Origin of the sequence: Micromonospora tulbaghiae, from assembly GCF_900091605.1 — a bacterium.
GTDB lineage: Bacteria > Actinomycetota > Actinomycetes > Mycobacteriales > Micromonosporaceae > Micromonospora > Micromonospora tulbaghiae.
Map to the genome: position 1 here is coordinate 1 of NZ_FMCQ01000014.1, position 16,823 is coordinate 16,823.

The window sequence follows — 16,823 nt, forward strand, 5'->3', positions numbered from 1 at the left end:
CTGACAGTGATGATGTGGGAGCGGGTCACCCGGCCGGTCTGACTCACCCTCTGACTGACCTTGGGTGTCTTCTAGGGGATTCGTCGGCTTGTCCGGGTGACCCGTTCCTGCACTCACCTGCTGGGCGTTCGTGACCTGATAGGAGCCTGTGCAAGAGGTCCCGTCACTGTCCTGTCCGTCCGTCCCGGCGGTGCGTGCCGACCCTGTTCGGTGCAAGCGAAAGGGACGACGGTTTCAGCATGGCAGCCAAGAAGCGTCAGGTCACAGGCGGCGTCGACACTCACGGCAAAACTCATCACGCCGCCGCCATCGATGGTGCCGGCCGGGTACTGGGCGACCAGGAATTTCCCGCTTCGGCGTCGGGCTACCGGCAACTCCTGGCCTGGCTACGCCGGTTCGGTCAGGTGATCAAGGTCGGGGTGGAGGGCACCGGCACCTACGGCGCGGGCTTGGCCCGCCATCTCACCGCGCAGAGCGTCATGGTGGTCGAGGTCGACCGCCCGGACCGGCGCGCCCGCCGCGCCAAGGGCAAGTCCGATCCTCTCGACGCGCTTGCCGCGGCCAGGGCGGCCCTGTCCGGACAGGCCAGCGGCACCCCGAAGACCCGCACTGGCCCGGTCGAGGCCATCCGCGCTCTGCGGGTGGCCCGCCGCGGCGCGATGAAGGCCCGCACCGCCGCGCTCAACCAGCTCCACGGTCTGCTCGCCTCCGCGCCGGAGTCTCTGCGCCACGACCTCAGCCACCCGCAAGCACCACTGGTCGACCGGTGCGCCGCGTTGCCGGTCGACGAGACCCGACTCACCGATCCCGTCGAGGCCACCAAAGCCGCCCTGGCCGCCATCGCCGCCCGGATCCAGGCCCTGACCGCCGAGATCACCCACGCCGACCGGCGACTACGACCCGCCGTCGCCCGCACCGCCCCACACCTGAACGCCGTCCACGGCGTCGGCACCGACGTCGCTGGTCAACTCCTGACCACCGCCGGCGACAACCCCGACCGGCTGCGCTCCGAAGCCGCCCTGGCCCACCTCTGCGGCGCCGCACCCATCCCCGCCAGCTCCGGACGCACCGACCGACACCGCCTCAACCGAGGCGGCGACAGAGCCGCCAACTCAGCCCTGCACACCATCGCCCTGGTCCGCATGCGCCACGACCCCCGCACCCGCGCCTACGTCGACAAACGCACCAAACAAGGACTCAACAAGAAAGAAATCATGCGCTGCCTCAAGCGCTACATCGTCCGCGAGATCCACACCGCCCTCCTCGCCGACTTCACCACCCTCAACACCGCTTGACTTCTATAGGAGCATCCCCCACCCCGTCGATCATGAAGTTGACGGTGACAAAACGGACGCGAAACGCCGTCAACCTCATGATCGACGGAAGCGGAGCGGAAGGGGTGGGCACGGCGCGCGGCGGGCGGGGGTCACAATCGGCTCCGGTTCGCGTACCGTTGCCGCTCATGGGTGTGTCGCAACGGTTGAAGACCAGGTTCCGCCGGTTCCTCCAGCGCCCGGGGACGACAGTCGACCTGGCGCCGCTGGAGAAGCTGCTGCCGGCGATCGAGGCGCGCGAGGCGGACCTGGAACAGCTCTCCGACGCGGAGCTGACCGAGGCCGCCGGCCGGGCCACGGGGTACGAGGAGATCTGCGCGATCGGTCGCGAGGCGGCCCGGCGCGGGCTCGACCAGCGCCCCTACGACGTGCAGCTGCTCGGCGCGATGGCGCTGCTGTCCGGCAAGGTCGCGGAGATGGCCACCGGTGAGGGCAAGACGCTCACCGCGACGGTCGCCGCGTACGGGCACGTGCGGCTGGGCAACGGCCCGGTGCACGTGCTCACCGTCAACGACTACCTGGCCCGCCGCGACGCCGAGTGGATGACGCCCGTCTACGACCTGCTCGGGCTCAGCGTCGGCTGGGTCAACGAGGCGTCCACGCCCGAGGAGCGGCGCGCCGCGTACGCCTGCGACGTCACCTACGTCTCGGTCAGCGAGGCCGGCTTCGACTTCCTGCGCGACCAGCTCGTCACCGACCTGGCCGACCGGGTGCAGCCGCCGCTGAAGACCGCGATCGTGGACGAGGCCGACTCGATCCTGATCGACGAGGCCCGGGTGCCGATGGTGCTCGCAGGCGCGGTCGGCGGCGAGCAGGACCCGGTGCACGCGGCCGCCGCGCTGGTGCGCGGGCTGCGCAAGGGCAAGCACTACACCGTCGCCGAGGACGGCCGCAGTGTCGCCTTCACCTCGGTCGGCCTGGCCACCGTCGAGGCCAAGCTCGGCGGCATCGACCTGTACGACGAGGAGCACGTCGGGCAGCTCTCCGCGGTGAACGTGGCGCTGCACGCGCACGCCCTGCTGCACCGGGACGTGGACTACATAGTCCGGGACGACTCGGTCGAGCTGATCGACGAGATGCGCGGCCGGGTCGCCCAGCGCCGCCGCTGGCCGGACGGGCTCCAGGCCGCCGTGGAGGCGAAGGAAGGGCTGGACGCCAGCGCCGAGGGCGAGGTGCTGGGCACGATCACCGTGCAGGCGTACATCGCGCTCTACCCGACGGTCTGCGGCATGACCGCGACCGCGGTGCTCGTCGGCGACCAGCTCCGCGAGTTCTTCGGCCTCGAGGTCGCGGTGATCCCGCCGAACACCCCCTGCGTACGCGAGGACGAGCCGGACCGGATCTACGCCACCCGCGCCGAGAAGGAGGAGGCGCTGGTCGACGAGATCACGCGCTGCCACCAGGCGGGGCGGCCGGTGCTGGTCGGCACGCTCGACGTCAAGGAGTCCGAGGGGCTGGCCGCCGCGCTCAACGCCGCCGGCGTGTCCTGCGTGGTCCTCAACGCCAAGAACGACGACGAGGAGGCCGGCATCATCGCGGAGGCCGGCGCGTACGGCGCGGTGACCGTCTCCACCCAGATGGCCGGCCGGGGCGTGGACATCCGCCTGGGCGGCAGCGACCAGGCCGACCGGGACCGGGTGGCCGAGCTGGGCGGCCTGTACGTGATCGGCAGCGGCCGGCACGACAGCCGCCGGGTCGACGACCAGCTCCGCGGCCGGGCCGGCCGGCAGGGCGACCCGGGCGGGTCGGTGTTCTTCGTCAGCCTGGAGGACGACCTGGTGGTCCGGCACGCCGGCGACACCGTGCCGGCCTCGCCCCGGATGAACGCGGACGGCCTGGTCACCGATCCGCAGGTCGACTACGCGGTCGAGCACGCCCAGCGGGTCGCCGAGGGCGTCAACCACGAGATCCACCGCAACACCTGGCGCTACAGCCAGGTGATCGAGCAGCAGCGCAAGGCGCTCGCCGAGCGCCGGGAGCGGCTGCTGACCAGCGACATCGCCGCGCTGATGCTGCTGGAGCGGGTGCCGGAGAAGGCCGGCGAGATGGACGAGGACCTGCTCGCCGACGTGGCCCGCAAGATCGCCCTCTACCACCTGGACCGGCTCTGGGCCGACCACCTGGCCGAGCTGTCCGAGGTGCGCGAGGGCGTGCACCTGCGGGCGCTGGGCCGGCTCGACCCGCTCGACGAGTTCCACCGGAGCGCGGTGCCCGCGTTCAACGCGCTGGTGCCCGAGATCGAGACGCGGACCGTGGCCACGTTCGAGGAGACCGAGTTCGACGAGGGCTGGGAGCCGGACTCGTCGAAGCTGGTGCGGCCGAGCGCCACCTGGACGTACCTGGTGCACGACAACCCGTTCGGCTCGGAGCTGGACCGGCTGATCGCCTCGGTGGGCCGGCGGCTCATCTCCGGGTCGCGCTGACCGGAGCCGAAGGCCCCTTCCGGTGCAACCGGGAGGGGCCTTTTTGCGCGGTTTCACCCGCGGTCTGCGAGGGTAGTAGGCCGGGGCCCGGCCACAGGAGGGACGGACATGGGACAGGCAACGGTGCCGGACGGGGAGACCGCGTGGACGTACGCGGGAACGGTGGAGGCCCTGGCCCGGTGAACCTCGACACGCGCCAACCCATGATCGACAACCTCGGTGTGCTGGAGACGGCCGCGCTGCTGCGCGAGCTGACCGCCGGCCTGATCGGCGTGGCCGGGTTCGACGAGGCGCTCGACCGCCTGGTCCGGATCGCCCGCGACGCCGTGCCGGGCGTGGACTGCTGCGGCTTCACCGTGCTGCGCGCCGGTGAGCCCGCCGGCGTGGCCGCCTCCGACCCGGACCGGGCCGAGCTGGACGACCTGCGGCACGGCCCGGACACGCCGGCGATGACAGCGATCCGCCGCCGGGAGATGATCATCGCGGGCGGGCTGTCCGACGAGACGCGCTGGCCGGCCTGGAGCGAGCGGGCCCGCGTGCTCGGCGTGCACGGGGTGATCTCCGCGCCGGTCGACGTGGACGAGCAGGTCATCGGCGCGATCAACCTGTACGCCGAGTCGCCCGACGCGCTCACCCTCCGGCACCAGCTCACCGCGATGCTGCTCGCCGAGCACGCCGGGCTGCTGCTGGCCGCCGCGCGCGACCGCGAGCGGGCCGCCAGCCGGGCCGGTGAGATCGACGACTCGCTGCTGGCCGAGGGAGTGGTCGGGCAGGCCGTCGGCGTGATCATGACGCAGCGCGGTTGTCCCGCCCCGGAGGCGCTGCGGGTGCTGCGCAGCGCCGCCTCCTCTCTGGACATCCCGTTGCGTGAGGTGGCCGAGCGGCTCGTGCTGACCGTTTCCCGCCCCCGGGACAACTGAGCGACAGTCGTTTCGCCTCGCGGCGCCTCGGGTAGCACTCTGGACTGGTGAGCTGCGCCGACCTGGGGAGGAAGCGATGCAGAGCCGGCTGCGGGTGCAGGGGCATCCGATCCAACCGATGCTTGTCACGTTCCCGTTCGGCCTGTTCGTCTGCGCCGCGGTCTTCGACCTCGCCGACGTGGCAGGCGGTCCGGCGTTCCTCGGCGAGGTGGGCTACTGGACGGCGGTGGCCGCGCTCGTCGCCGCCGGTCTCACCACCGTCGCCGGCATGGTCGACCTGTGGGACGTCCGCGCCGGGCGCACCAGCCGGACCGTGCTGACGTTCAACCTCGTGAACGCCGTGATGGCCGCGCTGTTCCTGCTGTCGTGCCTGATCCGGGCCAGCGCGCCGCAGCGGGGCGCGACGGGTGTCCTGCTCGCCGCCGAACTCGTCGCGCTGGCGGTCGGCGCGGTCGGCGTGGCGCTGGGCGCCCGGCTGATGCAGCAGTTCGACCGGGTCGGGGCCACCGAGCCGACCGGCTTCGAGACGTTCGGTGACGTGCCCGCCGGGTCCACCGTCGAGATCGCCCGTCCCCGTCCGCGCCCGTTCTGACCCCGGCCGAAATCCGTTGCCGCGGCCGCCGCCGGGCGGCAGGCTCGCGGGCATGGTCCGCACGTTCGAGGAACTGGTGGCCGAAGCCGAGGCGGCGCCGGTCGAGGGCTGGGGTTTCGACTGGCTGCGCGGTCGCGCCACCGAGGAGCGCCCGTCCTGGGGGTACGCGCGCCTGGTCGGCGACCGGATGGCCGCCGTCGAGGCGGCGCTCGACATCGACACCGGCGGGGGAGAGGTGCTCGCCGAGGTGCCCGTGCCGCCGCCGCTGCTCGTCGCCACCGAGGCGTGGCCGCCGAACGTGCCGGTGGCCCGGCGCAACCTTCGCCCGCTCGGCGCGACAGTGGTGCGGGTGGGCGACCGGCCGCCGCTGCCGTTCCGGGACGCCACGTTCGACCTGGTCGTGAGCCGTCACCCGGTACACACCTGGTGGGACGAGGTGGCCCGGGTGCTGCGGCCCGGCGGCGCCTACCTGTCCCAGCAGATCGGCCCCGGCACGGTGCGGGAGCTGAGCGAGGCGATCCTCGGGCCGCTGCCGCCGCCGGAGCACCGCCATCCGGGGGTGGCTGTCGCCGACGCGCGGGCCGCCGGACTGACCGTTGTCGACCTGCGTGAGGCCACGCTGCGTACCGTCTTCCACGACATCGGCGCGGTGGTCTGGTTCCTGCGCAAGGTGGTCTGGACGGTGCCCGGGTTCACGGTGGGCCGCTACCGGGACGAGCTGCGCCGCCTGGACGAGCGGATCCGCGCCGAGGGACCGTTCGTCGCGTACGCCCGCCGTTTCCTCATCGAGGCGCGCCGGGGCTGACCGGGCCGGGCGGGTGCGCCGCGGCGTGGTGCGCGGCCAGCACGTCGGCGCCGAAGTCACCGGCGGGGCGCCGCAGCACCGTGTGCGCGTGGTTGCCGTCGTCGGCGGTGTTGTCGTACTCGATCAGCAGGTCCTCGCCCTGCACCCGGTAGTAGTGCCGCCGGCCCGGCTCGACCGGGCCGGCCCAGGCGAAGTGCAGCTCGCCGCCGTCGAGCCGGCCGGCCTCGCGGGCCGCCAGCTCCGGTGGCAGCCGGTCCAGGTAGAGCGCGACCAGCCGGTCGAGCAGCGCCCGGCCGGTCGGTCGCAGCCGCCCCCGGGGTACGCCGAGCGGGTCGAGCCGGTCCGGGGCCGCGGCCCGGGTGGCGCTGATGATGTCGGCGGGCGCCTCCTCGGCGATGATCGCGGCGGAGCGGCCCCCCGGTCCGAGCGCGTCGAGCAGCTCGCGGGCCAGGTCCTCCTCCGGGCCCAGGGGCCGGGAGACCGGGCGTCCGGCGTGCCGGACGGTGGCCGGGTTGGCGCCGAGGAAGACCGGGGCGGGGGAGACCCGGTCGTCGGCGACGGTCATGCTCACCGACAGGTGGTGTCCCTCGAACCGCCAGGCCCAGTCGTCGTCGCGGGCCGGGTCGCCGAAGACGGCCACCCAGTAGTCGCCGCTGTGCCGGCCGCGCCGCCAGTCCTCGGCCCGGTCCAGCACCTCTTCGAGCGCCATCACGGCCATGGCCTGCGCGTACGCGGACGGGCTGAGCGCCGTGGCGAGCAGCCGGTGCGCGGCCTTGCGGGCGGTGACGTCCAGGCCGGCGAGCGCGACACCGGGACGGGGCCGTGGCCGGTACTCCAGCCACCGCCGGGCGGGCTCGTCGTCGAAGGCGTGCCGGGCGGCGTCGCGGGCCGGCTCGTCCAGCGCCGCGAGGAACGCCTCGGCCGCCGCGCGCATCTGCTCGGGTACGGGATCCTCCACCGTCCCTGTATACCGCCCGCCGCTCATGCGCGGCCGAGCAGCGCCAGCATGTCGGGCAGCTCGAAGAACCGGGCGGTCTCGACCGCGGACGGGCCGCCGTGGTCCGGGTCGGCGCCGGCGTCGAGCAACGCGCGGACCGCTGCCTCCTGGCGCCGGAACACGGCCGCGGCGAGCGCGGTCTGCCCCCGGTCGTTCACCCGGGCGGGGTCGGCGCCCCGGGCCAGCAGCGCGGCCACCGTGTCCGGGTGGGCGTGGTACGCGGCGAGGATCAGCAGCGTGTCGCCCTTGGCGTTGGTGAGGTTGACCGGCAGCCCGGCGTCCACGTTGGCCGCCAGTTCCTCGGTGGCGCCGGCCCGGGCCAGGTCGAACATCCGGTGGGCGAAGGCGATGGTCTCGTCGTCGAGTTCGTCGGGCATCCGCCCAGGCTATGGCGTCGCGGCCGGACGCGCCTGGTAGCTTGCGCAGCCGGGTACGGGAGGCGCACGCATGGACGATCGGGTGTACGTGGGCAACGCGGCGGTGGACGGCGCGACCGACGCGGGCTGGCTGCTGGGCCACTTCAAGCCGGCCGGGGACGTGCGGCACAGCACCGACGTGGAGGTGAAGTGGGGCGTGCACCCGGCGGGGGAGACCCGGTCCCGGTGGGCCACCGGCGAGCGGCGTACCGCCCTGCTGGTGCTGATCAGCGGCGCGTTCCGGATCGAGTTGCCGGACCGGACGGTGGTGCTGCGCGCGCCCGGTGACTACGTGGTGTGGGGCCGGGGCGTGGACCACTCCTGGTACGCCGAGCGGGAGTCCACGGTGCTCACCGTCCGTTGGCCGTCGGTGCCGGGTTACAAGGTGGATCCGCCGGTGCGACGGTGAGTACGCCCCTCGTCCCAGCATTCGGTATTACCTACTAAACCGATAGGCTTTACCGTCTAAGCTGGGGGAGCACATCCGCTCCGCACCGTGAGGACGTCCCGCCGATGACCAGCACCGTTCCCGCCGACCTGCTCGCCGTCGCCGCCCGCTGGGCCGACCCGGACGGCTGGCCGGTGCCGCTGCGCTTCGAGGCGTCCGAGCGGTGGTACGCCCGGCTCGACGCCGGCGACGAGCACGAGGTGTGGGCGCTCAGCTGGCTGCCCGGACAGGGCACCGACCTGCACGACCACGGCGGCTCGGCCGGCGCGTTCCTGGTCGTGGCCGGCGTGCTCACCGAGGAGACGGTGAGCGGCGGGCGGCTGCGCCCGCACCGGCTCGCCGCCGGCGCCGGCCGGCGCTTCGGCGTACGGCACGTGCACCAGGTCACCAACCGCGGCGACGAGCCCGCCGTCAGCGTGCACGTGTACCGCCCGGCGCTGACCCGGATGACCCGCTACCACCTCGTCGCCGGCCGGCTCCGGGTCGCCGAGGTCGCCCGAGCCGGCGTGGCCTGGTGAGCCGCCCCCGCAACCCCGACGAACGGAAGGACGCCACGATGGCGCAGCAGACCCCCACCACCGCAACCGAGCGCTGTCCGGTCCCGCCGCCCGGCTCGCGGGGCATCGACGAGATCCTCGCCGCCGCCCGGGGCCGGCTGCACCGCCTCGACCCGGAGCAGGCCCACCTGGCGTGCCGGGGCGGCGCGCTGCTGGTGGACATCCGCCCGGCCGCACAGCGCGCCGCGCAGGGCACCGTGCCCGGCTCGCTCGTGGTCGAGCGCAACGTGCTGGAGTGGCGCTTCGACCCGCGCTGCGCGGCGCGGCTGCCGCAGGCCACCGGCTACGACGTCCCGGTGATCGTGCTCTGCCAGGAGGGCTACACCTCGTCGCTGGCCGCCGCCGCGCTCCAGGACATCGGCCTGCACCGGGCCACCGACGTCGTCGGCGGCTTCGCCGCCTGGCAGATCGCCGGCCTGCCCACCCTCGGTCCCACCCCGCCGACCCGACCCTCGTCCGCTGCGCCCCCGGTCACCGCCGGCGGGGCGCTCCGCTGACCGTCCCGCCGCATCCGGCGGGGCGGGGCGACCGCCCGCACAGGAGGCTCCCATGTCCGTCGTCGCCCTCACCACCCGTCCGGCCCGATCCGGCCGCCCCGACCGGGCCGTGCCGCCCCGGCCGCGTACCGCACCGACGCTCACCATCACGCTCGACCTGGGCGCCGGGCCGCTGACGCCGGGCCTCGCGCGCCTGGTCGACCTGCTCGACGAACTCGCCGCATCCGGGGAGGGGCTGGCCGCGTCCGGCGAAGGGCCGGCCGGACCGGACGACCGCCCGGCCGCCCGTACCGTGCTCGACCTGCGCCGCGGCGACGCGCCCGCCCTCGTGGCGCCCGCCCCCGGCGGCGTGCGCCTCCTCACCGGCACCCGGCGCGTCCGCCACGGCGGCGCCGAGATCCCGCTGACCCGCATCGAGTACGACCTGCTGCTGTTCCTCGCCGAACATCCCCGCCGGGTGTTCACCCGCCTGCAACTTCTCGCGAACGTCTGGGGCTACGAACACGCGGTGGCGCGCACCGTCGACGTGCACGTCCGCCGGCTGCGGGCCAAGTTCGGGCCGGACACGCCGCTGGTGACCACCGTGTACGGCGTGGGCTACCGCCTCGCCGACGACGCCGAGATCGTCGTGGACCGCGACGCCTGACCTCGGCCGACCGGCACGCGGCGCACCCGGACCCGGGGTGCGCCGCGTTCACGTCTGCGGCCGATCCGCCATTGTGAACCCGCGGGGAGACCCCCCGTACCACCGCGAATCGGTGCTCTGCTGTAATCAACGGGCCTCGCACGCAGAGCGAGCGCACGGCTGCGATGTGTTCGTCAAATGTCACATTCATGCAACGCGGCCGCCCCTTGACCCTCGCAGAGACGCCGGGAAGCATCGATGAAGCGGCGTCCCGGGCCGTGGGGAGATACCCGGACCAGCCCAAGGAGGACCATGTCGGTCAGCCCCGCCTCGTCGCGCGCCGGATGGCATACGTCCCAACCCGCGGTCCCCGGTCGTCCCCCCGGCGGCCAGCGTCGTCCCGCCAACACCGCCGCCGCGCCCATGCTCACCGTCACCCTCAACATCCCCCTGGCCTGCGAGGAGTCGCTCACCCCGGCCGCCCTCCGGCTGCTCGACGCCGCCTGCGAGATGCTCGAACGCGGCGACGCGGTGGTCAGCGCGGGCACGGTCCCGGCCGAACGCCGGCCCGACGCCGTTCCGGCCGGCCGCGCTCCGGCGCGTCCGCTCGCCCCGACCATCCCGACCCTGCACATCCTCGCGTCGTCCCGGTCGGTGCTGCGTGACGGCGAGCCGCTGCCGCTGACCCGCCTGGAGTTCGACCTGCTGCTGCACCTGGTCGCCCACCCGCGCCGGGTGTTCACCCGGCTGCAACTGCTCAACGCGGTCTGGGGATACGAGCACGCCGGCGTCCGCACCGTCGACGTGCACGTACGCCGGCTGCGCGGCAAGGTCGGCGTGGACGTCCCGCTCGTCACCACCGTCTACGGCGTCGGCTACCGGCTCGCCGACGACGCCCGGGTCACCATCGACCGCACGGGCTGACCACCCGAACCACCACCCGACGACCGCCGCCGGACGGAGCCCCGACCGCCCGGAGCGATCATGTGGTGACCGGCGCGCCCGCGCGGCACGATGGTCCGATGCGCGTGCGCCCGATCAGCCCCGACCTGCTCGTCACCGAGCTGGCCGGGCGTTTCGCCCGCACCGGGACGCCCGGCCGGCTGCGGGTCGCCGTGGACGGCCCGCCCGCCGCCGGGCCGGACGCGCTCGCCGAAGCGCTCGTCGACCCGCTGCGCGCCGCCGGCCGGCCGGTGCTGCACGTCCGCGCCGACGACTTCCTCCGCCCCGCCTCGGTACGCCTGGAGTACGGCCGCACCAACCCGGACGCCTACTACGAGGGCTGGCTCGACGAACCGGGGCTGCGCCGCGAGGTGCTCGACCCGGCCGGTCCGGACGGCTCGGGCCGGCTGCTGCCATCGCTGTGGGACGCCGCCGCCGACCGGGCCAGCCGGGCCGCGTACGTGGATCTGCCGCCCGGCGGCGTGGTCCTGGTCAGCGGTGCGCTGCTGCTCGGCGGCGCGCTGCCGTTCGACGTCACGGTCCATCTCGTGCTCTCCCCGGCGGCGCTCGCGCGGCGTACCGACCCGGCGCTGCGCTGGACGCTGCCCGCCTTCGCCCGCTACGCCGACGAGGTCGTCCCCGCGTCCTTCGCCGACGTGGTGGTCCGGGCCGACGACCCGCGCCGTCCGGCACTTGTCGAGGCCGCCTGACCAGCGGCTGCGGACTCACCGGAAACACTCAGGAAATAGCCGGTTTGGCCCGCCGTGGGCGGGGGTAATCGCCCGGCTCACAGAGCACGGGTGATCTCGTAGCCCGCGCTTCCACAGTCGGACCGGGTCCGGGGCGCTGGCCGCCCCGGTCCGGTATGAGGACGTAGGAAAGGCAGGCAGCGATGCTCGTCCACGACACGACAGCCACCGGCCGCTCCCAGGCGGAGGCCGACCAGATCCGGCAGTCCCTGCGGTCGCGGTACGACGAGCTGACCGCCGAGTACGAGCACACGCTGGCGCAGAGCCACGTGCTGCGGCTGGTGGAGGTCGGCGACACCGCCGGCGACGACCAGGCCGACAGCGGCACCAAGACCGCCGAGCGGGACACCGCCCAGTCGCTGCTGCGCACCATCCTGGAGCGGCGGGCGCAGTTCGAGCACGCGCTGACCCGCCTGGACGAGGGCACCTACGGCTTCTGCGAGGGCTGCACCGCCCCGATCCCGGTGGAGCGGCTGGAGATCTTCCCGTCCGCCACCTCCTGCGTGGCCTGCAAGCAGACCCGGGAGCGGCGGGCGGCCTGAACGCCGCTCCGGTTGCCGGTCGGTCCCCGACGCGGTGGACTCCTGCCATGGGTGAGATAAAGGTGGGCACCGCCTCGTGGACCGACCGGACCCTGCTCGACTCCGGCTGGTACCCGGCGAGCGCCGACACGCCGGAGAAGCGGCTGTCCTACTACGCCCGGCAGTTCCCGCTGGTCGAGGTGGACGCCACCTACTACTCGCCACCGGCCGAGCGGACCGCCCGGCTGTGGGCCGAGCGCACCCCGGCCGGGTTCACGTTCAACGTCAAGGCGTTCAGCCTGCTGACCGGCCACCCCACCCGCGTCTCCGCGCTCTACAAGGACCTGCGCCCCGAGACCGACAAGCGCAACGTCTACCCGGACGACCTGCCCGCGCAGGCGTACGAGGAGGTCTGGACCCGGTTCCTGTCCGCACTCGACCCGCTCGTCGAGGCCGGCAAGCTGGGCGCGTTGCTGTTCCAGTTCCCGCCCTGGTTCACCATCAAGCGGGCCAACAAGCAGTACTTGCTGGAAGTGGCGCGGCGGTGCGCGCCGCTGCGCCCGGTCTTCGAGTTCCGGCACGCCTCCTGGTTCGACGGCGACAACGCCGAGGAGACGCTCGGTTTCCTGCGCGAGCACGAGCTGCCGTTCGTCTGCGTGGACATGCCGCAGGGACACAAGTCGTCCATCCCCCCGGTGCTGGCGGCCACCGCTGACCTCGCGGTGGTCCGGTTCCACGGGCACAGCGACAAGTGGACCAGCAAGGACATCCACGAGAAGTTCGGCTACGACTACTCCAAGCGGGAGCTGCGCGACTGGGCGCCGAAGCTGCGCGAGCTGGCCGGCCAGGCCGAGCAGACGCACGTGCTGATGAACAACTGCTACCAGGACTACGCGCAGCGCAACGGCACCACGCTCGCGGGCCTGCTGGACGCCTGAGCGTCTCACCCGGTACGGGTGAGGCCGGCTCACCCGCGCCCGCCGCAGCATGGGCAGTGGGCGCCGGCTCGGGCGCCGTGACGAGGAGGTGGGTCATGACGGTACGGGTGGTGGCGGACCGACGCCGCGGTGGCGTACTGCACGTGGTCGGCAGCTCCGAGGCGGCACGGCGGGGCGAACGGCCCGGCCGGTTCAGCCCGACCCGGCTGTGGCGGGGCCCCAGCGGTCCGCCGCGCCGCGCCGACGACCGACGCTGGGAGACCGAAGCACGGGGGTGAGCCCGATGGCCGAACAGCTGTTGTCCGCGTTCGAGTCCTCGCTGGACAAGACGAACGTGATCCTCAAGGAGATCGAGTCCGCGTACGGCTGGCCGAAGGAACGGCGCAACCAGTCCTACGCCGCGCTGCGTACCGTGCTGCACCTGCTGCGGGACCGGCTGCCGGTGCAGGAGAGCACCGAGTTCGCCCAGCAGTTGCCGGTGCTGGTGCGCGGGATCTACTTCGACGGCTGGCAGCCGGAGAACGTGCCGATCAAGCTCAACCGCGACGACTTCCTGTACGAGGTGCGCCAGGGCTTCCCGTACGACGTCGAAGGCGGCGCGCAGCGGGTGGTGCAGGTCGTGCTGGACACGCTGCGCCGGCACGTCACCCAGGGCGAGTGGGAGGACGTGAAGGCCACCATGCCGGGTGACCTGCGTCAGATGATTCCCTGATCCGGCACCGGCCCGGCCCGTCCCGCCCCCTCGGCGGGGCGGGCCGCAGGTGTCCGCGACACCGGCAGCCCGGCCCGCCGGGCCAGCCCGGCGAACGCGACCGCGTCGACGATCGCCGCGCCGCCCGGGTCGTTGTTGAAGTAGACGTACGCCGGTTCGCCGTCGCCGAACGCCCCGGCCAGCCGGCGCGCCCAGCCGGCCAGCGCGGCCCGCCCGTAGCGCGGCCACGGCCGGGCCCGGCCCTCGTGCAGCCGCAGGTAACCGAAGTCGGTGGTGCGCCACAGCGGGGTCACCGGCCGGCTGAGCCGGTCGGCCCAGACCAGCGCCGCCCGGTGCCGTTCCAGCACCCGCCGGGTCTCGTCGGTCCACCACGACGGATGCCGCGGCTCGACCGCCACCCGCACGTCGGCGGGGAACAGGCGCAGCACGCCGGCCAGCGCGTCCCGGTCGGCCCGCAGCGTCGGCGGGAGCTGCACCAGCACCGGCCCCAGCCGGTCGCCCAGCCCGGACGCCCGGTCGAGGAAACGGGCCACCGGCTCGGCCGGGTCGCGCAGCCGCTTCACGTGGGTCAGGTAACGGCTCATCTTCACCGCCACGCAGAAGTCGCCGGGCGTACGCTCCCGCCACGCGACGAATGTGTCCCGCTCCGGCAGCCGGTAGAACGCGTTGTTCACCTCGACCGTGGCGAACCGCGCGGCGAAGTGCTCCAGCCAGCGCCGCTGTGGCAGCCCGGCCGGGTAGAACCGCTCCCGCCAGTCCCGGTACTGCCAGCCCGATGTGCCGACCAGGAACATCTCCGTGCCCTACTGAAGGTTGATCGGGAAGACCTCGAACGTGGCGCCGAACCGCGCGCCGAGCCGGCGCCCGGCCGGCCGGGCCATGCCCTCCAGGAACTCCTCGGCGTCGAAGCTGCCGTCGCCGAGGCCGCTCAGGTATGCACCGTGGGCCCGCAGCGACGCGACGCCCCTGTCGAACGTGTCCGTCACGTCCACCCCGTGCCGGGCCACCGGCGACCCGGCCGCCCACACCTCGCGGACCCGCGACCACGGCTGCGTGCCGCCGGTGAGCTGCTCCGGGAAGATCCACCGGTTGCCGGCGTCGCGGACCGCGTCCAGCGTGGCCCGGCCGCAGGCGATGTGGTCGGCCTGGTTCAGCGCGTACGCCCCGTCCCAGGTCTCCCGGAAGTTGTTCGTCAGCACCACGTCCGGCCGGTGCCGGCGCACCACCTCGGCGATCGCGCGGCGCAGCGGCACGCCGTACTCCAGCAGCCCGTCGGGCAGGCCGAGGAACTCGACCTGCGACACCCCGACCACGGCGGCGGAGGCGCGTTGCTCCTCCTCGCGCACCACGCGGGCGCGCTCCGGCGACATCCCGTCGATGCCCGCCTCGCCGCTGGTGAGCAGGCAGTACACGACCTCCTTGCTCTGCCCGGTCCACCGGGCCACCGCGGCGGCGGCGCCGAACTCCAGGTCGTCGGGGTGGGCCACCACTGCGAGCGCCCGCTGCCAGTCCTCGGTCAGCGGGGTGAGGGGCTCCGGCTGCGTCACGTGCGTCTCCTCGCGTCGTCCTCCCGCCATCCTGGCATCCGCCCGGTCCGGCCGCTTGCCCCGGGAACCGTCCGTGCGGCGGCGTCCGGGCGTCTACGGTGTGGTTAGAGAAGATCGGGCGTGGGGTACCACCCGCTGCACACGGACCCCGGCACCACGCGGGGCGGCACACCGAGGGAGCACCCATGGCATTGAACGACGACGACATCCAGAGCAGCGGCGGCAGCGGCCTGGAGGGCCCGGCCGACGGCGGTGCGACCCCGGGTCAGCACGACGGTGGCGCGGACGGCGGCGCCGAGGGTCCGGCCGACGGCGGCGCGACCCCGGGTCAGCACGACGGTGGCGCGGACGGCGGCGCCGAGGGCCCCGCTGACGGCGGCGCGACCCCGGGTCAGCACGACGGTGGCGCGGACGGCAGCGCGGAGGGTCCGGCCGACGGCGGCGCGACCCCCGGCCAGCACGACGGCGGCGCCGACGGCAGCGCCTGACACATGAGCACCACGCACGTCGACCCGCCGGGTGGCCACGGCCGCCCGGCGGTTCCGTTGTCCGCGACCGAGGCGCTGGCCCGGTGCGTGGCGGTGGAGCCGGCCAAGTTCGCCGCCGACCACTGGGGGCGCAGCCCGCTGCTGTCCCGCGCCGCCGAACTGCCCAACCCGGACGGCTTCACCGACCTGCTCAGCCCCGCCGACGCCGACGAGCTGCTCAGCCGTCGCGGCCTTCGTACCCCGTTCCTCAGGGTCGCGAAGGACGGCCAGCTGGTGCCGGCGGCGCGCTACACCGGCGGCGGTGGCGCGGGCGCCGAGATCGGCGACCAGGTCCTCGACGAGAAGGTGCTGGCGCTGTACGCCGACGGCGCGACGCTGGTGTTGCAGGGCCTGCACCGAACCTGGCCGGCGCTCGTCGACTTCGTCCGCGACCTCGGCGCCGCGCTGGCCCAGCCGCTGCAGGTGAACGCCTACCTGACCCCGGCCGGCAGCCAGGGCTTCGCCACCCACTACGACACCCACGACGTGTTCGTGCTCCAGGTGGACGGACGCAAGCACTGGCGGATCCACCCGCCGGTGCTGGCCGACCCGCTGGAGCGCCAGCCCTGGGGCGGCCGGGCCGACGAGGTCTCCGCGACCGCCGACGGGCGCCCCGAGCTGGACGTCGTGCTCGAACCGGGCGACGCGCTCTACCTGCCGCGCGGCTGGCTGCACAGCGCCCAGGCGCAGGAGTCCAGCTCGCTGCACCTGACGGTGGGCATCCGGGCGCTGACCCGGTACGCCGTGGTCGAGGAGCTGCTCGCGCTCGCCGCCGAGGACGCGCGGCTGCGCGCGAGCCTGCCGTTCGGGCTCGACCTGGCCGACCCGGACGCGATCGAGCCGGAGCTGACCGAGACCGTCGAGGCGTTGCGCGACTGGCTGCTGCGCGCCGACCCGGCGGCGGTGGCGGGCCGGCTGCGCGCCCGCGTCTGGCCGGCCTCCCGCCCGGCGCCGATCCGGCCGCTGGCCCAGGCCGAGGCGCTGGCCCGGCTGAGCGCGGACAGCGAGGTGGCGGTGCGTGGCGGACTGCGCTGGCAGCTCACCCCGGCCGTCGACGGACGGGTCACGCTGCGCGTGCCCGACCGGACGCTCACGCTGCCCGGCACCTGCGAGGCCGCGCTGCGCGCGCTGCTCACCGGCGAGGTGACGAGGGTCGGCGACCTGCCCGGCCTGGACGACGACGCCGACCGTCTGACCCTGGCCCGCCGCCTGCTGAAGGAGGCGGTCCTGACCCCCGCCTGACGGGCGCGATCATGAGGTTGACCGGCGGTGC

The 16,823-nt window shown here is 74.1% G+C and carries 21 protein-coding genes; 17 read left to right on the forward strand and 4 right to left on the reverse strand.

Features of this window, described 5'->3' with window-relative positions; genetic code table 11:
* Window positions 1-239: 239 nt before the first annotated feature.
* The 5 genes from GA0070562_RS29085 to GA0070562_RS29105 all read left to right on the forward strand — a co-directional run bounded on the left by GA0070562_RS29085 (window position 240) and on the right by GA0070562_RS29105 (window position 6,074).
* Window positions 240-1,295 carry an IS110 family RNA-guided transposase gene (locus GA0070562_RS29085; protein WP_091415896.1) on the forward strand — a complete coding sequence of 352 codons (1,056 nt, stop codon included), beginning with the start codon at window positions 240-242 and terminating at the stop codon, window positions 1,293-1,295.
* A 167-nt stretch (window positions 1,296-1,462) separates the two neighbouring features.
* Entirely contained in the window at window positions 1,463-3,757 is a 2,295-nt protein-coding gene (gene secA2, locus GA0070562_RS29090) for an accessory Sec system translocase SecA2 (RefSeq protein WP_091427984.1), read from the forward strand.
* A gap of 203 nt (window positions 3,758-3,960) precedes the next feature.
* On the forward strand, window positions 3,961-4,677 hold the full coding sequence (locus GA0070562_RS29095; RefSeq protein WP_244254536.1) for a GAF and ANTAR domain-containing protein: 717 nt from the start codon (window positions 3,961-3,963) through the stop codon (window positions 4,675-4,677).
* A 76-nt stretch (window positions 4,678-4,753) separates the two neighbouring features.
* Entirely contained in the window at window positions 4,754-5,269 is a 516-nt protein-coding gene (locus GA0070562_RS29100) for a DUF2231 domain-containing protein (protein ID WP_091427987.1), read from the forward strand.
* 52 nt (window positions 5,270-5,321) lie between these two features.
* Complete coding sequence (locus tag GA0070562_RS29105) at window positions 5,322-6,074, forward strand: class I SAM-dependent methyltransferase (protein ID WP_091427989.1); 753 nt, start codon at window positions 5,322-5,324, stop codon at window positions 6,072-6,074.
* Here GA0070562_RS29105 and GA0070562_RS29110 read toward each other — a convergent pair.
* Together GA0070562_RS29110 and GA0070562_RS29115 are read right to left on the reverse strand one after the other, a co-directional pair.
* Complete coding sequence (locus GA0070562_RS29110) at window positions 6,052-7,059, reverse strand: DUF3500 domain-containing protein (protein WP_091427991.1); 1,008 nt, start codon at window positions 7,057-7,059, stop codon at window positions 6,052-6,054. The two genes, GA0070562_RS29105 and GA0070562_RS29110, sit on opposite strands and share 23 nt — an antisense overlap.
* Window positions 7,056-7,448, reverse strand: a complete 393-nt coding sequence (locus tag GA0070562_RS29115) for an ankyrin repeat domain-containing protein (protein WP_013476997.1) — start codon at window positions 7,446-7,448, stop codon at window positions 7,056-7,058. Before GA0070562_RS29115 ends, GA0070562_RS29110 begins: the two co-directional genes overlap by 4 nt.
* A gap of 70 nt (window positions 7,449-7,518) precedes the next feature.
* Here GA0070562_RS29115 and GA0070562_RS29120 point away from each other — a divergent pair, with 70 nt between their 5' ends.
* From GA0070562_RS29120 to GA0070562_RS29165, 10 genes are all read left to right on the forward strand, one after another.
* Window positions 7,519-7,896 carry a cupin domain-containing protein gene (locus tag GA0070562_RS29120; protein ID WP_091427992.1) on the forward strand — a complete coding sequence of 126 codons (378 nt, stop codon included), beginning with the start codon at window positions 7,519-7,521 and terminating at the stop codon, window positions 7,894-7,896.
* 104 nt (window positions 7,897-8,000) lie between these two features.
* Window positions 8,001-8,453 (forward strand): cysteine dioxygenase, encoded by a 453-nt coding sequence (locus GA0070562_RS29125; RefSeq protein ID WP_091427994.1) that lies wholly within the window; start codon window positions 8,001-8,003, stop codon window positions 8,451-8,453.
* Window positions 8,454-8,491: 38 nt separating this feature from the next.
* On the forward strand, window positions 8,492-8,989 hold the full coding sequence (locus GA0070562_RS29130; RefSeq protein ID WP_091428185.1) for a rhodanese-like domain-containing protein: 498 nt from the start codon (window positions 8,492-8,494) through the stop codon (window positions 8,987-8,989).
* Window positions 8,990-9,041: 52 nt separating this feature from the next.
* Entirely contained in the window at window positions 9,042-9,635 is a 594-nt protein-coding gene (locus GA0070562_RS29135; RefSeq protein WP_091427995.1) for a winged helix-turn-helix domain-containing protein, read from the forward strand.
* Window positions 9,636-9,926: 291 nt separating this feature from the next.
* Complete coding sequence (locus tag GA0070562_RS29140; protein WP_091427997.1) at window positions 9,927-10,538, forward strand: winged helix-turn-helix domain-containing protein; 612 nt, start codon at window positions 9,927-9,929, stop codon at window positions 10,536-10,538.
* Between the two features lie 98 nt (window positions 10,539-10,636).
* Window positions 10,637-11,266: a nucleoside/nucleotide kinase family protein gene (locus GA0070562_RS29145; RefSeq protein WP_091427999.1), complete on the forward strand. Its 630-nt coding sequence runs from the start codon at window positions 10,637-10,639 to the stop codon at window positions 11,264-11,266.
* Window positions 11,267-11,448: 182 nt separating this feature from the next.
* Window positions 11,449-11,847 (forward strand): TraR/DksA family transcriptional regulator, encoded by a 399-nt coding sequence (locus tag GA0070562_RS29150; protein WP_073829706.1) that lies wholly within the window; start codon window positions 11,449-11,451, stop codon window positions 11,845-11,847.
* A gap of 47 nt (window positions 11,848-11,894) precedes the next feature.
* The gene (locus GA0070562_RS29155) at window positions 11,895-12,764 is read left to right on the forward strand and encodes a DUF72 domain-containing protein (protein ID WP_091428000.1); all 870 of its coding nucleotides are present in this window, start codon (window positions 11,895-11,897) and stop codon (window positions 12,762-12,764) included.
* A 95-nt stretch (window positions 12,765-12,859) separates the two neighbouring features.
* Entirely contained in the window at window positions 12,860-13,042 is a 183-nt protein-coding gene (locus tag GA0070562_RS29160) for a hypothetical protein (RefSeq protein WP_013476990.1), read from the forward strand.
* Window positions 13,043-13,047: 5 nt separating this feature from the next.
* Window positions 13,048-13,476 carry a DUF2267 domain-containing protein gene (locus GA0070562_RS29165; protein ID WP_091428002.1) on the forward strand — a complete coding sequence of 143 codons (429 nt, stop codon included), beginning with the start codon at window positions 13,048-13,050 and terminating at the stop codon, window positions 13,474-13,476.
* On the opposite strand, the gene GA0070562_RS29170 is transcribed toward GA0070562_RS29165, so the two are convergent.
* A complete protein-coding gene (locus GA0070562_RS29170; RefSeq protein ID WP_091428003.1) occupies window positions 13,461-14,270 on the reverse strand; it encodes a DUF72 domain-containing protein in 810 nt (269 codons plus the stop codon). The two genes, GA0070562_RS29165 and GA0070562_RS29170, sit on opposite strands and share 16 nt — an antisense overlap.
* 9 nt (window positions 14,271-14,279) lie before the next feature.
* On the reverse strand, window positions 14,280-15,023 hold the full coding sequence (locus GA0070562_RS29175; RefSeq protein WP_091428005.1) for a PIG-L deacetylase family protein: 744 nt from the start codon (window positions 15,021-15,023) through the stop codon (window positions 14,280-14,282).
* A gap of 185 nt (window positions 15,024-15,208) precedes the next feature.
* Here GA0070562_RS29175 and GA0070562_RS29180 point away from each other — a divergent pair, with 185 nt between their 5' ends.
* Both GA0070562_RS29180 and GA0070562_RS29185 read left to right on the forward strand, forming a co-directional pair.
* Complete coding sequence (locus GA0070562_RS29180) at window positions 15,209-15,511, forward strand: hypothetical protein (RefSeq protein WP_026268594.1); 303 nt, start codon at window positions 15,209-15,211, stop codon at window positions 15,509-15,511.
* 3 nt (window positions 15,512-15,514) lie between these two features.
* A complete protein-coding gene (locus GA0070562_RS29185; RefSeq protein ID WP_091428007.1) occupies window positions 15,515-16,792 on the forward strand; it encodes a cupin domain-containing protein in 1,278 nt (425 codons plus the stop codon).
* The last annotated feature ends 31 nt before the right edge of the window (window positions 16,793-16,823 follow it).

Bases quoted from the DNA above. Each gene is read 5' to 3' on its own strand.
- GA0070562_RS29145 (WP_091427999.1), top strand. From the start codon at position 10,637: ATGCGCGTGCGCCCGATCAGCCCCGACCTGCTCGTCACCGAGCTGGCC.
- GA0070562_RS29120 (WP_091427992.1), top strand. From the start codon at position 7,519: ATGGACGATCGGGTGTACGTGGGCAACGCGGCGGTGGACGGCGCGACC.
- GA0070562_RS29095 (WP_244254536.1), top strand. From the start codon at position 3,961: ATGATCGACAACCTCGGTGTGCTGGAGACGGCCGCGCTGCTGCGCGAG.
- GA0070562_RS29140 (WP_091427997.1), top strand. From the start codon at position 9,927: ATGTCGGTCAGCCCCGCCTCGTCGCGCGCCGGATGGCATACGTCCCAA.
- GA0070562_RS29100 (WP_091427987.1), top strand. From the start codon at position 4,754: ATGCAGAGCCGGCTGCGGGTGCAGGGGCATCCGATCCAACCGATGCTT.
- GA0070562_RS29130 (WP_091428185.1), top strand. From the start codon at position 8,492: ATGGCGCAGCAGACCCCCACCACCGCAACCGAGCGCTGTCCGGTCCCG.
- GA0070562_RS29160 (WP_013476990.1), top strand. From the start codon at position 12,860: ATGACGGTACGGGTGGTGGCGGACCGACGCCGCGGTGGCGTACTGCAC.
- GA0070562_RS29170 (WP_091428003.1), bottom strand. From the start codon at position 14,270: ATGTTCCTGGTCGGCACATCGGGCTGGCAGTACCGGGACTGGCGGGAG.
- GA0070562_RS29125 (WP_091427994.1), top strand. From the start codon at position 8,001: ATGACCAGCACCGTTCCCGCCGACCTGCTCGCCGTCGCCGCCCGCTGG.
- GA0070562_RS29150 (WP_073829706.1), top strand. From the start codon at position 11,449: ATGCTCGTCCACGACACGACAGCCACCGGCCGCTCCCAGGCGGAGGCC.
- GA0070562_RS29110 (WP_091427991.1), bottom strand. From the start codon at position 7,059: ATGAGCGGCGGGCGGTATACAGGGACGGTGGAGGATCCCGTACCCGAG.
- GA0070562_RS29155 (WP_091428000.1), top strand. From the start codon at position 11,895: ATGGGTGAGATAAAGGTGGGCACCGCCTCGTGGACCGACCGGACCCTG.
- GA0070562_RS29085 (WP_091415896.1), top strand. From the start codon at position 240: ATGGCAGCCAAGAAGCGTCAGGTCACAGGCGGCGTCGACACTCACGGC.
- GA0070562_RS29180 (WP_026268594.1), top strand. From the start codon at position 15,209: ATGGCATTGAACGACGACGACATCCAGAGCAGCGGCGGCAGCGGCCTG.
- GA0070562_RS29115 (WP_013476997.1), bottom strand. From the start codon at position 7,448: ATGCCCGACGAACTCGACGACGAGACCATCGCCTTCGCCCACCGGATG.
- GA0070562_RS29105 (WP_091427989.1), top strand. From the start codon at position 5,322: ATGGTCCGCACGTTCGAGGAACTGGTGGCCGAAGCCGAGGCGGCGCCG.
- GA0070562_RS29165 (WP_091428002.1), top strand. From the start codon at position 13,048: ATGGCCGAACAGCTGTTGTCCGCGTTCGAGTCCTCGCTGGACAAGACG.
- GA0070562_RS29185 (WP_091428007.1), top strand. From the start codon at position 15,515: ATGAGCACCACGCACGTCGACCCGCCGGGTGGCCACGGCCGCCCGGCG.
- secA2 (WP_091427984.1), top strand. From the start codon at position 1,463: ATGGGTGTGTCGCAACGGTTGAAGACCAGGTTCCGCCGGTTCCTCCAG.
- GA0070562_RS29135 (WP_091427995.1), top strand. From the start codon at position 9,042: ATGTCCGTCGTCGCCCTCACCACCCGTCCGGCCCGATCCGGCCGCCCC.